Raw genomic sequence first — 14,836 nt, 5'->3', positions numbered from 1 at the left:
GTCAAGTCAGATCGCATTTCGGGAACTTTCGGCTTTAGTCCCGCTTTATCTGTATAGAGTCCGACGGACATCACAGGGGGACGGGGTATCCGGGGTTCGATGACCGAGTTCTTACATGTCGTGCTGAGCTTCCCGACGGTGGTATTCACCTTCCTTCTCGTCGTGGTCGCCGCCTACTGGTTCATTGTCATAACCGGCCTCTTCGACTTCGAAGACGGCGAGGCGCCCTGGCTGGGATTGGGCGGAGTGCCCGCCGGGATCGCGCTCTCACTACTGATCGCGTTCGCGTGGCTGCTCACCTTGATCGGCAGTCAGGTGACGCCGGGGATCGCGCTGCCGGCCGTACCCATCATTGCCCTGCTTGGGGCCTGGTTGGGCACGCGGGCGCTGCTCAGCCCGCTGCGGCGGCTCCTTCCCGACGCTCGGCGCCCGTCGCGCGGTGACTTCGTCGGGCAGATGTGCGTGATCCGCACCGGCCAGGCGACCGCCGACTTCGGCCAGGCCGAGGTCACCGCGCCCGACGGCTCCACGGCCATCGTCCAAGTCAGGACGACCGGCCAGGACCGGCTCGCGCGCGGCGACAACGGGCTCATCTTCGAATACGACACCAATGGCGAATTCTTCTGGGTCATGCCTTACGAAAGCGAGCACTGATGGACGTCATCTCCACCGGATTCGGGGTATTCCTTGCCGTCGTGCTGGTCATCGTGATCGGCTTACTTGCCGTCATCAGCCGCCTTTTCCGGAAGGTCGAGCAGGGCAAGGCCCTGATCATCTCGAAGGTCAACAAGGTCGACGTGACGTTCACCGGGGCCACCGTGCTCCCCGTCTTTCACAAGGCCGAGATCATGGACATCTCGGTGAAGACCATCGAGATCGAACGGACCGGCCGCGAGGGGCTGATCTGCCAGGACAACATCCGGGCCGACATCAAGATCACCTTCTTCGTACGCGTCAACAAGACCGCCGAGGACGTCATCAAGGTCGCCCAGGCCATCGGCACCGTCCGGGCCAGCGACGAGTCGACCCTGCAGGCGCTGTTCAACGCGAAGTTCTCCGAAGCGCTCAAGACCGCCGGCAAGCAGCTCGACTTCGTCGATCTCTACACCAAGCGTGACGAGTTCCGTGACCAGATCGTCCGGCTCATCGGCACCGACCTCAACGGCTACAGCCTGGAGGACGCGGCCATCGACTACCTGGAGCAGACCTCGCTGGCCGCGCTGGACAAGAGCAACATCCTCGACGCGCAGGGCATCCGCAAGATCACCGAGCTGACGGCGATCGAGCACGTACGGACCAACGAGTTCCAGCGCCGCGAGGAGAAGGAGATCACCCGCCAGAACGTGGACGCCCGCGAGGCGATCCTGGAGCTGCAGCGCCGGCAGGCCGACGCCGAGGTCAAGCAGCGGCGCGAGATCGAGACGATGAAGGCCCGCGAGGAGGCGGAGATCGCCCGCGTGGCGGCCGAGGAGCGGCTGAAGTCGCAGTCGGCCAACATCAAGACCGACGAGCAGCTCGGCGTACAGCACGAGAACCGGGCCCGTGAGGTCGCCGTCGCGGAGAAGAACCGCGAGCGGGTGATCGCGATCGAGACCGAGCGGATCGAGAAGGACCGCATGCTGGAGATCATCGCCCGCGAGCGGGAGACCGAGCTGTCGCGCATCGCCAAGGACAAAGAGGTCGAGACCGAGAAGCGGTCGATCGCCGAGGTGGTGCGCGAGCGGATCGCCGTCGACAAGACGGTGGCCGAGCAGGAGGAGAGCATCAAGCGGCTGCGCGTGGTCGAGGAGGCCGAGCGTACCCGCCAGAGCGTGATCATCGCCGCCGAGGCCGAGGCGCAGGAGAACCTGGTCAAGGGCATCAAGGCGGCCGAGGCCGCGGAGGCGGCCTCGAAGTTCAAGGCCCGCGAGGAGCTGACGCTGGCCGAGGCCAGGCAGCAGGCCGCCGAGCTCGACACCCGAGCCAAGATCAGGCTGGCCGAGGGCATCCAGGCCGAGTCGGCGGCTGCCGGGCTGGCCGAGGTACAGGTCAAGGAGCGTGACGCGGAGGCGATCGAGAAGGTCGGCCGCGCGGAGGCGGCGGTCCTGGCCGAGAGGCTGCGGGCCGAGGCGGAGGGCGCCAGGTCCATGGCCATGGTCGAGGGCGACCGGCTCAAGGCGCAGGCGGAGGGCGAGCAGGCGATGGCCCTGGCCGCCGCGACGGCGGTGGGCGAGAAGCTCAAGGCCGAGGCCGAGGGTCTGACCGAGAAGGCCGCCGCGATGGCCGCGCTCGACGACGCGAGCCGGGGGCACGAGGAGTTCCGCCTGCGGCTGGAGGCCGACAAGGACGTACGCCTCAAGCAGATCGACGTCACGCGGCAGGTGGCGGAGTCGCAGGCCAGCGTGCTGGCCGCCGGTCTGGCCAAGGCGAACATCGACATCGTCGGCGGCGACACGATGTTCTTCGACAAGGTCGTGGGCTCGATCACCGCGGGCAAGGTGGTGGACGGGTTCGTGGAGCACTCGCAGGTGGCCGGCACGCTGGCGGCGCCGTACCTCAACGGGTCGGCCAGCCTCGCGGGTGACCTCAGCGCGCTGATCAACGGGGTGAGCACCGAGGACCTGAAGAACCTGACCGTGTCGGCGCTGCTGCTCCGGCTCATCCAGAACGGCGGCCCCGACTCGGGCCCGCTGGGCGAGCTCCTGGAGACGGCCCGCCGCCTGGGCGTGGCCGACTCCCCGGTGGCCGCGCTCACCGCCGCGAAGGTCTGATCGCGCGTGACCGACGACGTACAGACGGCGGAGCCCGGCACCAGCGGGTCGGCCGGGCTTGAGGCCGGGACCTACGAGGTGCTCAAGTCCCGGCTGGAAGCCCAGGCCAAAGCCCTCGCCGCGGCCACCGAAGGGGTCAACGCCCAGCGCCTGACCGTCTTCGGCGGCACGGAACTGCGCCTGCTCGGCACCGAGCGCATTCGTACGGACAACAACTGCGTTCCCCGGGACATCGTCTCCCTGGGCGGCGTCATGCTGTTCGGCTACAACGTCTTCATCGGGCTGAAGCCGGAGACCACGGTCGCCGACGTCTTCTCCGTGCACCGCTTCACCAGGGACGGCGACGCCTTCAGGTTCGACCCCGACCGTCTTCCCGCCCTGGAGGAGCCGGCGTTCCAAAAGGACTTCGCCGAGCTGTACCGCTACTACAAGGAGTCCAGGCTCCACCACCTGAGACGCGTCGAGGGCAAGCTGCTGGCCGTCTTCCAGACCGGCCCGGCCGACACCCGGGTCTTCAGATGGACGGCCGACTCCCAAGGAGTCACGAAATATCAGGACAACAGGGGTGAGCGGGACCATGCCTTCCCGCCTTCGCATGACTTCGCGTGGATCCCGGCCACCCGCGACCACCACGTGCTGGGCCGCCACCCGCACATCTCCATCCGCGACGAGGTGTTCGTCGAAACGGTCGGCGGCGACCTCACCATCAAGATCGAGAACAACACGGAGACCGGCGAGGGCATCTACGCCGAGCCCGTGGCCGAGCCCCTCCAGAGCCTGGCCGACGCCGACGTCGAGCACGCCGTCATCGGCCCGCTCATCCTGATCAGGATCCGGCCGTACAAGGAGCCCGACTGGCGCCACCTGGTCTTCAACACCCGTACCAAGGCCGTGACCAGGCTCGACGGCATCGGCCAGGCCTGCCAGCGCCTCCCCGAGGACCAAGGGTTGATCTTCCCCGGCGGCTACTACCTGGCCACCGGGGTCAGCAAGACGTTCGACACGGACGTCACGGACCTGGAGTTCGACCGCGTGGTCCGCTCCCCCAACGGCGAGGACGTCCTGTACGTCTTCCACGCCAGAGGCGACGGCCGCTCCCTGCTCCTGCCGTACAACGTCATCAGGAAGGAGGTGGCCAACCCCATCGTCTGCCACGGCTACTCCCTGTTCGACGACGGCACGATGGTGGTCTTCCGCGCCACCTCCGAGGAGCCGACGCGGGTCCACCCCATGCAGGTCTGGCAGACGCCGTACGTCTCCGACACCTACGCCGCCGCCCAGCCCACCGGCACCGGCCCGCTGGAGCGCATCGGCAACGCCGAGCTGGTACGCGGCATCTCCGACTGCCTGTCGGTGGCCCGCATGATCGGCGAGATGGCGCCGTCGGCCGCCACGTTCGAGGCGCTGATCGCCGCCTGTACGCGGGCCTTCGACCACTACCACTGGCTCGGCGAGCAGGGCCTGCGCGCCCCGCTCTCCGAGGTGCGGGCCACCGCCGAGCAGGTCCTCGACGAGTACGAGCACGTCGAGGCGCTCACCCGCCAGGCCGCCCGCACCCTCGCCGAGGCCGCGGAGGAGACCACCCGGCTCGTCCGCCAGGCCCGAGGCGACACTCCCGCCACCGCCGACGCCTGGGTGACGCTGCTGGCCACGTTGCGCCGGGCCCAGGGCCGCCTGGTGACGCTGCGCGAGGTCCGCTACCTCGACCTCGCCCAGCTGGACAAGCTGTCCGGATCGCTGGCCGACGAACTGGTCTCCGTGGGGCAGCGGGCCGTCGGGTTCCTCCAGGGGGCCGACGCGTTCACCGGCTACCACGAGGCGGTCGAGCGGCTGGCCGCCGAGGCCGCCGCGATCACCACCGTCGCCGAGGCCGAGCCCGTCACGGAGCGCCTGGCCACCCAGTCCGAGGGGCTGGAGGTCGTCACCGAGGTCGTGGGCTCGCTGGAGATCGCCGACGCCACCGTACGCACCTCCATCCTGGAACGCATCGCCGAGGTGCTCGGCGGCGTGAACCGGGCGCGGGCCCTCCTGGACGGCCGCCGGCGGGAGCTGCTCGGGGCCGAGGGACGGGCGGCGTTCGCGGCCGAGTTCGCGCTGCTCGGGCAGGCCATCACCGGCGCGCTGGCGGTGGCGGACACGCCGGAGCGGTGCGACGAGCAGCTTGGCAGGCTGATGCTGCGGCTGGAGGCGCTGGAGACGCGCTTCGGCGAGTTCGACGACTTCGCCGCCCGGCTCGCGGCCAAGCGGGACGACGTGTACGAGGCGTTCTCGGCCCGCAAGCAGACGCAGCTGGACGAGCTCGCCCGCCGGGCCGACCGGATCTTCGCCTCGGCCGAGCGCATCCTGGGCAGCATCACCAGGCGGCTGCCGTCGCTGGGCTCGCTCGACGAGGTCAACACCTTCTTCGCCACCGACCCGATGGTGGCCAAGCTCCGCTCGGTCGCCACCGAGCTGCGCGGGCTCCGCGACGCGGTACGCGCCGAGGAGCTCGACGGCAGGGTCAAGGCCGCGCAGCAGGAGGCGGGCCGGGCCCTGCGCGACCGCCTCGACCTGTTCTCCGACGGCGGCGAGACGCTGCGCCTGGGCCGGCACCGGTTCGCGGTCAACACCCAGCCGATCGACCTCACGCTGGTGCCGCACGACGGTGACATGCACTTCGCCATCACCGGGACCGACTACCGCTCCCCGGCCCCCGCCGCGTTCGCCGACACCCGTCCCTTCTGGGACCAGCTGCTCGCCTCGGAGACCCCGGAGGTCTACCGCGCCGAGCACCTGGCCGCCTCGCTGCTCGACGTGGCGGTACCGGGCGGGCCGCTCCAGGACCTCGTACGGCAGGCGGCCGAACAGCGCTACGACGAGGGGTACGAACGCGGCGTCCACGACCACGACGCGGCCGCCATCCTCGACACGCTGCTGCGGCTCCGGGAGGGAGCCGGGCTGCTGCGGTACCCACCGGACGCTCGGGCGGCGGCGCAGCTGTACTGGGCGTTCGGGGTGGACGAGGTTTCACGTAAAACATTGGCCACACGGGCTCTGTCGCTGGTGCGCGCCCGCACGATCTTCGGACCGACACCGGAGATTGCCGCTCTCGCAACGGAATTGGGCGCGCAGATCGCCGCATTCCACCCTGGGCCCGGCGAGACGGCGTCGCTCGCCGGGGAGTATCTCGTCGAGGAGCTCGCCACCCAGCCCACCGGCTTCGTGACCAGCGCGGCGGCCCGCACCCTCCTCCAAGGCTTCCACCAGACGCTCGGCCCGGCCAGGTCACGCGAGTTCGAGGAGGATCTCAAGGCCGTGGCGCTGCCCGAGCGGCTGGAGCTGGCCCGGGCCTGGATCGGCGCCTTCGGCAAGGGCCCCGAGGTGCCCGAGTCCATCGCCGTACAGCTCTGCGACCTGCCCCGCCACGACTCCAGCGCCACCCTGACCGCCACGGTGGAGGGCCTGCTGGGCACCCACCCGCGCGTCGCCGACCGCAAGCTGGAGCTGCGGCTGGACGAGACGCTGGCCAGGACCCGCCGCTTCCGTACCGAACGCGTCCCCGCCTACCGGGCCTACCAGAAGCGGCGCACCGAGCTGGTGACCGCCGAGCGGGCCCGGCTGCGGCTGGAGGAGTACCGCCCCAAGGTCATGAGCGCGTTCGTCCGCAACCGGCTGCTCGACGAGGTGTACCTGCCGCTGATCGGCGACAACCTGGCCAAGCAGCTGGGCGCCGCCGGCGGGGACAAGCGGACCGACCAGATGGGCCTCCTGCTGCTCATCTCGCCGCCGGGCTACGGCAAGACGACGCTGATGGAGTACGTCGCCAGCCGGCTCGGCCTGGTCTTCGTCAAGGTGAACGGCCCGGCGCTCGGCCACGCCGTCACCTCGCTCGACCCGGCGGAGGCGCCCGACGCGACGGCCAGGCAGGAGGTCGAGAAGATCTCCTTCGCCCTGGAGACCGGCAACAACACGCTGCTGTACCTGGACGACATCCAGCACACCTCGCCCGAGCTACTGCAGAAGTTCATCTCGCTGTGCGACGCCCAGCGCCGGATCGAGGGCGTCTGGAACGGCCGCACCCGCACCTACGACCTGCGTGGCAAGCGGTTCGCGGTGTGCATGGCGGGCAATCCGTACACCGAGTCGGGCCGGCGCTTCCGCATCCCCGACATGCTCGCCAACCGCGCCGACGTCTGGAACCTCGGCGACGTGCTGTCGGGCAAGGACGAGCTGTTCGCGCTGAGCTACATCGACAACGCGCTCACCTCCAACCCGGTGCTGGCGCCGCTCTCCGCCCGTGACCGGGCCGACGTGGAGCTTCTGGTACGGCTGGCGCGCGGCGACCAGAGCGCCCGGCCGGACCAGCTCCGGCACCCGTACGCCAAGACCGAGCTGGACCAGATCCTCAGCGTGCTGCGCAAACTGGTGCGGGTGCAGGAGGTCGTGCTGGCCAACAACCAGGCGTACATCGCCTCGGCCGGACAGTCCGACGCCGCCCGTACCGAGCCGCCGTTTCGGCTGCAGGGCTCGTACCGGAACATGAACAAGCTGGCCGAGCGGATCGTGCCCGCCATGAACGAGGCCGAGCTGGAGGCGGTCATCGACGACCACTACCTCGGCGAGGCGCAGACCCTGACGAGCGACGCGGAGGCCAACCTGCTCAAGCTCGCCGAGCTGCGCGGCCGGCTCACCCCCGCCCAGGCCGCCCGCTGGAGCGACCTCAAGGCGGCCTACCTGCGCGCCAAGGCGCTCGGCGGCGCCGAGGACGACCCGATGACCAGGGCCGTGGGCGCCATCGGCCTGCTCGCGGACCGGGTGGGCGAGGTCGGCACGGCCATCAGGGAGAACACGGCGGACTGACGCGCGGTCACCGCGACTTCGCGGTGACCGCGGCGAACGGACGGGCCTTCGCGATGACGCGGCGGACAGAGGGACCATCAGGCGACTGACGGGCGCGTCACGGCGACGAGGTCAGCTGCGTCGTGCACTGTCGCTGGATGGCCGTGGCCCGGGTGAGGAAGTCGAGGATCAGCTCCAGCTGTTCGTCCGAGTAGCCGGCGTAGAGCTCGGACAGCCCGGTCACCAGCGGCTCGAAGACCTCGGCGCCGCCGGCCAGCGCCTCGTGGTTGACCTCGACGATCACCCGCCGCCGGTCCTTGGTGTCGCGGGTGCGGCGCACCAGCCACTTGCCCTCCAACCGGTCGATCAGCCCGCTCACCGAGGCGGGGGCGAGGCCGGTGTGCTGCGCCAGCTCCCCCGCCGTCAGCGGGCCCAGCCGTTGCAACAGGTCGAGCGCCTTCTCCTCGGTCATCCCCACCCCCAGCAGCTCGCCGACGGCGCTGTGGAACATCACGGCGGCGTTGCTGTTGTCCCGCCCGGCCATGAACAGGGCTTCGAGCAAATTCTTTCGGTGTTCCGAAATATCTCTGGACACGGTCCTCCTCCCCGGCATATATTTCGTTCGACCGAACGAAAGGTTATCACCATGAAGGCTCTGATCATAGGATGCGGCATCGGCGGCCCCGCCACCGCGATGGCCTTGCGCAAGACCGGCATCGACGCCGAGATCTTCGAGGCCTACCCGGACACGGCCGAGAGCGTCGGCTCGTTTCTCAACGTCGCCTCGAACGGCTTGGACGCCCTGCGCGTGCTGGGTGCGCACCGCCGGGTGCTGTCCGCCGGCATCCCCACCCCGAGGATGGTCATGTGGAGCGGCACCGGCAAGCGCCTCGGCGAGGTGGCCAACGGCCTGGCCCTGGACGACGGCACGGTGAGCCACACGATCCTGCGCGCCGACCTCTACCGCATCGTCCGTGACGAGGCCCTCTCCCATGGCATCAAGATCTCGTACGGCAAGCGCCTGGTCTCCTTCGACGACACGGGCGACCAGGTGACGGCCCGCTTCGAGGACGGCACGCAGGAGACGGGCGACATACTGATCGCCGCCGACGGCGTCCACTCGCGGACCCGCGCCCAGCTCGACCCGAGTGCCCCGAAGCCGCGTTACAGCGGCCTCTACAGCCTCGGCGGACTCGTGCACGACCCTAAGTTCACCGGCGAGCCGGGCGTCTACAACATGGTCTTCGGCAAGCGCGCCTTCTTCGGCTACACCGTAGCCGCCTCCGGCGAGACCTGGTGGTTCGCCAACCTGCCCCGCGAGCTGGGCGACGTTCCCGCGGACTGGAAGCCGGTGCTGGTAGAGGCGTTCCGGGACGACGCGAACTTCTCCGCCGAGGTGATCGAGCGGAGCGAGGTGGCGTCGGCGCTGCCGATCCACGACCTGCCGCCCCTGCCGACCTGGCACAAGGGACGGGTGGTGCTCACCGGCGACGCCGCGCACGCCACCTCGCCGAGCGCCGGGCAGGGCGCCTCGCTGGCCATCGAGGATGCCGTCGTGCTGGCCAGGTGCCTGCGTGCGACGAAGGACCACCGGGCGGCGTTCGAGCGGTTCGAGAACGAGCGCCGCGGGCGGGTGGAGAAGGTCGTCGCCTATTCGCGGACGATCAGCAACAACAAGGCCGCGGGCCCGGTCGCCCGGGTGTTCCGCGACCTGATGATGCCGCTCTTCCTGAAGAAGCTGGCCAGCCAGGAGTCACTGTCCTGGATGTACCGCCACCAGGTCAGCCTGTGACACCGGTCGCCAGGTCAGCTTGTGACACCGCCTCCGCTCTCGCGGGCAGCAGCGGCAGGCGCACGTCGGGGGTCGGGATCAGGCCTCTGGCGTGCAGGACCCCCTTGATGACGGTCGGGTTCGGCTCGGCGAACAGCGCGGCCGACAGCCGGGCGAGCCGATGACCCAGCGCCCGGGCCCTGACCGCATCACCCGCGCGCCACGCCGCGGCCAGCTCGACGAACCGGTCGGTGGCCAGGTGCGCCGAGGCCAGGATGCCGCCCGCGGCGCCCAGCGCCAGTAGCGGCGAGATGAACAGGTCGTCACCCCCGAGCACCTCGAACCCCTCGGGCAGGTCCCCGAGCAGGTCCACGGCGTCCTGGTCGATCCCGCCCGTCGCGTACTTCACTCCGGCGATCATCGGGTGCCCGCCCAGATGACGCAGGGTCGCGGCACTGACGGCCTGCCCGGTCCGGTAGGGAATGTGGTACATCACCAGCGGCACCGGCGTCTCCTCCGCCAACGCCTCGAAGTGCGCGATGACACCGCGCTCCGAAGGACGCAGGAAGTACGGCACGGTCAGCAGCGCGGCGGAGACCCCCGAAGGCAGCTCCTTCAACGCCGCCGCCGTCGAGCGCGTGTCGTTGCCGGTGATGCCGACGGTCAGCGGCACCTCGCGTTCCGCGCAGACCGCGACGCAGACCTCGATCACCCGAGCCCGCTCGGCGGGCGTCAGCGCCGCGACCTCTCCGGTGGTGCCCAGCGCGACCAGCCCGGCGGCGCCCTGGTCGAGAACGTGGCGGGCGAGCTTGTCGATCGCCTCGACGGCCACCTCGCCGTCCTGGGTGAACGGCGTGACCAGCGGCACATGGATTCCTGTCAGCATGCTCTCAGCCTGACTGGGATCAATACGTTAGGTCCAGCGCGGATTTCTGCTGACGAGCTTAAGCTTGTCTGATGCTCGACCCTCGCAAGCTCCACCTCCTGCGCGAACTCGCCCAGCGCGGCACCATCGCCGCCGTCGCCGAGGCGCTCAGCTTCACCCCGTCGGCGATCTCCCAGCAGCTCAGCGCCCTGGAACGGGAGGCGGGCGTACCGCTGCTGGAGCGTACGGGCCGGACGGTCACCCTGACGCCCGCCGGCCACCTGCTCGTCGAGCACGCGCAGGACGTACTCGAACAGCTGGAAAGGGCGTCCGCGGCGCTCGCCGCGGTGCGGAGCGGCCCGTCGGGGCCGCTGCGGGTCGGCGCGTTCCCCACGGCGGCGCGCGTGCTGCTGCCGCCCGCGCTCGCCGAGCTGTCCCGCGCGCATCCGGGGCTGCGGCCGATGGTCTCCGAGATCGACCCCGCCGACGTCTCCGCCGCGCTGCGGGCGGGTGAGCTGGACGTCGCGCTCGTGCACGAGTACGACTTCGTGCCGCCGGTCACCGACGCGTCGCTGGAGACGGAGCCGCTGTTCGGGGAGCAGATGTACCTCACGGACCGGGCCACGATCGCCGACGCGCGCGATGACGCCTGGATCGTCGGCAAACCGGGGACCCTGTGCCACGCGATGGCGATCCGGGCCTGCCAGGCGGCCGGTTTCGAACCACGGGTCCGTCACCAGATCGACGACTTCGACACCGTGCTCGCCTTCGTCGCCGCCGGTCAGGGCGTGGCGCTCGTCCCCCGTCTGGCCGCGCTCGCGCCGCCGCACGGGGTGACGCTGACCGGACTGCCACTCAGCCGCCGCACCCTGGCCGCCTTCCGCAGGGGGTACGGCGAGCATCCCGCGATCAAGGCGGCCGTCGCGGCCTTCCACACAGCGATCACCCACCTCCCCCTCTGAGCGGCCGTCGCGATCTTCGCGCCACCGTCACCCGCCTCCCGCTCTGAGCGGCCGTCAGCCGCCCTCTTTTCTGAGCGGACCCGCTGTGTCGCCGAGTAGGCCCCTGGCCAGGTCGCCCAGGGTGGCGGCGACCCTCGCCGACTCCCCGGCGTGCAGCAGGCCGCCGATCGGCTCCGTGTGCAGCGTGCCGAGCAGCACGTGCGCGGCCAGGTCGGCGTCGACATCCGGCCGCGCCTCGGCGATCAGGGCCGAGACGTGCCGGTGCCATGACACGTAGATCGGATTGGCCAGCCGCGTCCCGCCCCCGGCCTTCTGGGTCAGCCGGGCGTGCTCGTGCGCGGCGATCAGCCCCGCGCTTCGGGTGGCCATCGCGACCACCGCGTCAAGGAAGGCCACCAGCCGTTCCCGAGCCGACGCGCCCGGCCCCAGCGGCGGCGGCCCCTCCAGGACGGCCTGCTCCAACGCGTGCGCCCGCTCCGACATCAGCTCCTGCATGAGCCCGACGCGGCTGCCGAACCGGTGGAACACCGTCCCCTTGCCCACCCCCGCCGCGACGGCGACCCGCTCGACGGAGACCTCCTCCGGCGGATGCTCCCGCAGCAACTCCTCGGCGGCCGCCAGGATCGCCCGCCTGTTGCGTGCCGCGTCGGCCCGTTCCCGCCGTTCCATCGGATCATTGTCCCCCATGGACAAACTTGACCACCGGTCCATATATTAACTGGACCAAAGGTTCACTTACGAGGAGTGTGTCCATGCGCGCGATCGTTGTCCACGAACTGGGCGGTCCCGAGGTGCTCAAGGCCGAGGACTGGCCGGAGCCGAAGGCGGGAGAAGGGCAGCTGGTCATCCGTACGCAGGCCATCGGCGTCAGCTACGCGGAGACCCAGCTGCGGGCGGGCACGATGCCGTTCCCGATGCCGGTGCCGCTGCCCGCGGTGTTCGGCGCCGAGGTGGCCGGCGTGGTCACCGAAGTCGGGGCCGGAGTCGACGAGACCCTGCTGGGCACCATCGTCGCCGGCGTGACCGGCGGAGTCGGCTCCTACGCCGAGTACGCGGCGGTGTCCTCGTCACTGATCTGCCCGGTGCCCGACGGCGTGTCGCCGGTCAACGCCGTCGCCGCCGCCGCGCCGGGCGCCATCGCGCTGGGGCTGCTGCACCGGGCCGGGCTCAAGGGCGGGGAGACCGTACTGGTGGAGGCCGGAGCGAGTTCCGTCGGGACGTACCTGCTGCAACATGCCAAGGAGTTCGGCGCGGAACGGGTGATCGCCACCGCGGGCGCCGCGCCGAAACGGGAGCGGGCCCGGCAGATGGGGGCCGACGAGGTCATCGACCACCGGGAGCCGGACTGGACCGGCCAGTTGCCCGACGTGGACGTGGTCTTCGACTCGATCGGCGGGCCGTCGGCCAGGCAGGTGCTCGATCACCTCACGCCCGGCTCCGGGCGCATGCTCTGCTACGGCTCGCTGAGCGGCGAACCCGCCGCAGTGGGCGCCGCCGATCTCTGGGCTCGCGGCGTGACCATCGTCGGGTGCGGCGGGCCCGCATGGGGCGCCGGGGTGTTCGGCGTCAGCTACCCGGAGATGCTGGCCAGGGTGGCCGACGGACGCAGCCGCGCGTACGTCGAAGCCACCCTGCCACTGGAGTCGGCCGTCGAGGCCCACCGCCGCCTGGAAAGCCGCACGGCACTGGGCAGGCTGATCCTGACACCCTGACGGCCAGGCGGGCCAGGCGGGTCAGGCGGGTCGGGCAGGTCAGGCGGGTCGGGCCCTCGGAGGACCGCCGTCGGCCAGGTCCCGCCGAGGACCGCTGAGGGTCAGGGCGCGGAGAACTACCGGCGGTCAGGCCCCTTCGAGGACCGCGTCGAGCACGGCCGCGGCGCTGAGCTGTTCGAGGTTGTACTCGCCCGCCGTCACGGCCACGACCAGCCCGCGCTCGGGTGCCACGTGGATCGCCTGGCCCCCGTTGCCATGCGCGGCGATCGAGGGGCGCTCGCCGGTGCCGACGTACCACTGGAAGCTGTAGTGGGACCTGTCGTCGATCTTCACCCGGGGTCGCCACAGCTCCTCGATCCAGCTCCGCGGCACGATCCCACGCCCGCCGTCGAGCACGACCGTACCGATGGCGGCCAGGTCGCGCGGCGTCAGCCGCAGGCCCGACGCCGCCATCTCGTCCCCGTCGTCACCCTGCGACCACTCGAACGCGCCGATGCCCAGCGGCTCGAACAGCGCGCTCCTGGCGAACTCGGCCAGCGACCGGCCGGTCCCCTTGACGACGATCCGCCCGATCAGCGCCGTCGCCCCGCCGGAGTAAACCCGCCGCTGCCCCGGCTCCTCCACGATGGGCCGCTCCAGTACGAAGCGGTAGCGGTCGGGCGCGTACTCCATCGCGAGTTCGCTGTTGGCGGTGCTGGTGTACGGAACGCTCTCGTCCCACTCCATCCCGAGCGTCATCGTCAGGGCATGCTCGATGGTGAGACGGGCCCGCTGGGGATCAGCCGCCAGATCCTGATATTCCGGGAATTGCGCGAGTAGTCCCTCCTCCGGGGGCGCCACCAGCTTCTCGGCCAGCGCGATGCCGTACAGGAGCGAGACCACGCTTTTGGTGACGGATCGGACGTCGTGCAGCGTGTCCGGCCCGAACGTGACGTGCCCGAGGGGTTCGTTGAGCTTGACGTCCTGGCCCGCGCCGTAGCGTTCGAGGATGACCTGCCCGTTCTCGACGACCACGAGACCGTGCAGATTCGGCGCCTTGCCCGCCTGTAGGACGGCATCCACCCGATCCGCCAATGCCATGACAACCTCCTCTTCGTTGGGACTTCCCGGTCTATGACCTGACACCGTGTGAGAGTCAACCGCGCTCATGGTGCCAGACCGCCCAGGACCTCACTCCCAACGAGCCGTCCCGCTTGCGGCTCGGAAACTATGATCGCGTCATAGTTTGATCGGATCATAGTTTGGCGCTCTCTCGATCGTTCCGGGCTGCCAGGCACCTTCGAACGCAGTCGAGCCGTCTGCTCGCTTCAGTGGTGAGCAGACGGCTCGAGAAAGTGGGAGCCGGAACCGCGCCGGGCGTCAGGTCAGGCCCGGAGCGGTTCCGTTGAGTCGCGGGTCGGACCGTCACCACGGACGATGGGACCCGCGCCCGTGCTCATCTCACAGCGGAGTTACCTCGTGGCGATCGCCCATGCGCGCTCGGATCCGCGCGCCGAGTCGCGCTCCGAACGATGCCATCCAACCGCTCCAGCCGGCGGTCCGGATGCCGTTCCAGGCGGTGGACTGAGAGGAGGACTGGGCCGGCGTGCAGTCCTCGGCGCGGCCGGTGTTCAGGCGATGGCGACGGTGGGCCGGACCGCGGTCGACACGGAAGCCCAGCCCGTACCCACGACGGAGGGGCGGACCGTGATCGCGTTAGCGGTCCAGGCCGTACCCACGATGACGGGGCGGACCGTGGTTGTCGTGTTGGCGGCCCAGGTCGTGCTCACGTTCACCGGACGGACGGTGATCGTGCTGGAGGGGCAGGCCATGGTCACCACGGCGGGGCACGCCGAGCTCACGATGACGGGGTGGACGGTGGTCGTCGTGTTGGCGGCCCAGGTCGTGCTCACGTTCACCGGACGGACGGTGATCGTGCTGGAGGGGCAGGCCATGGTCACCGCGGCGGGGCACGCCGA

Annotated in this window: 11 protein-coding genes; 7 read left to right on the top strand and 4 right to left on the bottom strand. The window is 70.4% G+C overall.

All coding sequences use genetic code 11. From position 1 onward, the window contains the following. Positions 1-120 precede the first annotated feature (120 nt). From AB0B61_RS27035 to AB0B61_RS27025, 3 genes are read left to right on the top strand one after another with little or no spacing between them, the layout of a single operon-like run. Positions 121-654: a hypothetical protein gene (locus tag AB0B61_RS27035; RefSeq protein ID WP_358437163.1), complete on the top strand. Its 534-nt coding sequence runs from the start codon at positions 121-123 to the stop codon at positions 652-654. Next, positions 654-2,750 carry a flotillin family protein gene (locus tag AB0B61_RS27030; protein ID WP_358437161.1) on the top strand — a complete coding sequence of 699 codons (2,097 nt, stop codon included), beginning with the start codon at positions 654-656 and terminating at the stop codon, positions 2,748-2,750. Before AB0B61_RS27035 ends, AB0B61_RS27030 begins: the two co-directional genes overlap by 1 nt. A 6-nt stretch (positions 2,751-2,756) precedes the next feature. Next, positions 2,757-7,589, top strand: a complete 4,833-nt coding sequence (locus tag AB0B61_RS27025; RefSeq protein ID WP_358437159.1) for a DNA repair ATPase — start codon at positions 2,757-2,759, stop codon at positions 7,587-7,589. A gap of 97 nt (positions 7,590-7,686) precedes the next feature. Here AB0B61_RS27025 and AB0B61_RS27020 read toward each other — a convergent pair whose 3' ends face one another. Beyond that, the gene (locus AB0B61_RS27020) at positions 7,687-8,130 is read right to left on the bottom strand and encodes a MarR family transcriptional regulator (RefSeq protein ID WP_358437157.1); all 444 of its coding nucleotides are present in this window, start codon (positions 8,128-8,130) and stop codon (positions 7,687-7,689) included. An 84-nt stretch (positions 8,131-8,214) separates the two neighbouring features. Between AB0B61_RS27020 and AB0B61_RS27015 the strand changes: the two genes are divergently transcribed. Then, positions 8,215-9,360: an FAD-dependent monooxygenase gene (locus AB0B61_RS27015; RefSeq protein WP_358437154.1), complete on the top strand. Its 1,146-nt coding sequence runs from the start codon at positions 8,215-8,217 to the stop codon at positions 9,358-9,360. Here AB0B61_RS27015 and dapA read toward each other — a convergent pair. Further along, the gene (gene dapA, locus AB0B61_RS27010) at positions 9,350-10,225 is read right to left on the bottom strand and encodes a 4-hydroxy-tetrahydrodipicolinate synthase (protein WP_358437151.1); all 876 of its coding nucleotides are present in this window, start codon (positions 10,223-10,225) and stop codon (positions 9,350-9,352) included. The genes AB0B61_RS27015 and dapA overlap by 11 nt on opposite strands. A gap of 71 nt (positions 10,226-10,296) precedes the next feature. Between dapA and AB0B61_RS27005 the strand changes: the two genes are divergently transcribed. Further along, positions 10,297-11,166 (top strand): LysR substrate-binding domain-containing protein, encoded by an 870-nt coding sequence (locus AB0B61_RS27005; RefSeq protein ID WP_358437148.1) that lies wholly within the window; start codon positions 10,297-10,299, stop codon positions 11,164-11,166. Positions 11,167-11,220: 54 nt separating this feature from the next. Here AB0B61_RS27005 and AB0B61_RS27000 read toward each other — a convergent pair whose 3' ends face one another. Then, positions 11,221-11,835 (bottom strand): helix-turn-helix domain-containing protein, encoded by a 615-nt coding sequence (locus tag AB0B61_RS27000; protein WP_358437146.1) that lies wholly within the window; start codon positions 11,833-11,835, stop codon positions 11,221-11,223. An 83-nt stretch (positions 11,836-11,918) separates the two neighbouring features. Between AB0B61_RS27000 and AB0B61_RS26995 the strand changes: the two genes are divergently transcribed. Beyond that, the gene (locus tag AB0B61_RS26995; protein WP_358437143.1) at positions 11,919-12,878 is read left to right on the top strand and encodes a zinc-binding dehydrogenase; all 960 of its coding nucleotides are present in this window, start codon (positions 11,919-11,921) and stop codon (positions 12,876-12,878) included. 126 nt (positions 12,879-13,004) lie between these two features. Here AB0B61_RS26995 and AB0B61_RS26990 read toward each other — a convergent pair whose 3' ends face one another. Next, complete coding sequence (locus tag AB0B61_RS26990; RefSeq protein WP_358437140.1) at positions 13,005-13,958, bottom strand: serine hydrolase domain-containing protein; 954 nt, start codon at positions 13,956-13,958, stop codon at positions 13,005-13,007. A 606-nt stretch (positions 13,959-14,564) separates the two neighbouring features. On the opposite strand from AB0B61_RS26990, the gene AB0B61_RS26985 reads away from it, so the two are divergent. Further along, positions 14,565-14,836 (top strand): hypothetical protein (locus tag AB0B61_RS26985; protein WP_358437137.1); only part of this gene is annotated, 272 nt, incomplete at its 3' end.

The organism is Nonomuraea sp. NPDC049158 (genome assembly GCF_040648335.1).
Lineage (GTDB): Bacteria > Actinomycetota > Actinomycetes > Streptosporangiales > Streptosporangiaceae > Nonomuraea.
This window is presented reverse-complemented; position numbering and strand designations above follow the sequence as displayed.

Excerpts from the sequence above, each read along its gene's own strand:
- AB0B61_RS27015 (WP_358437154.1), top strand. The coding sequence starts at position 8,215 with ATGAAGGCTCTGATCATAGGATGCGGCATCGGCGGCCCCGCCACCGCG.
- AB0B61_RS26990 (WP_358437140.1), bottom strand. The coding sequence starts at position 13,958 with ATGGCATTGGCGGATCGGGTGGATGCCGTCCTACAGGCGGGCAAGGCG.
- AB0B61_RS27000 (WP_358437146.1), bottom strand. The coding sequence starts at position 11,835 with ATGGAACGGCGGGAACGGGCCGACGCGGCACGCAACAGGCGGGCGATC.
- AB0B61_RS26995 (WP_358437143.1), top strand. The coding sequence starts at position 11,919 with ATGCGCGCGATCGTTGTCCACGAACTGGGCGGTCCCGAGGTGCTCAAG.
- dapA (WP_358437151.1), bottom strand. The coding sequence starts at position 10,225 with ATGCTGACAGGAATCCATGTGCCGCTGGTCACGCCGTTCACCCAGGAC.
- AB0B61_RS27030 (WP_358437161.1), top strand. The coding sequence starts at position 654 with ATGGACGTCATCTCCACCGGATTCGGGGTATTCCTTGCCGTCGTGCTG.
- AB0B61_RS27005 (WP_358437148.1), top strand. The coding sequence starts at position 10,297 with ATGCTCGACCCTCGCAAGCTCCACCTCCTGCGCGAACTCGCCCAGCGC.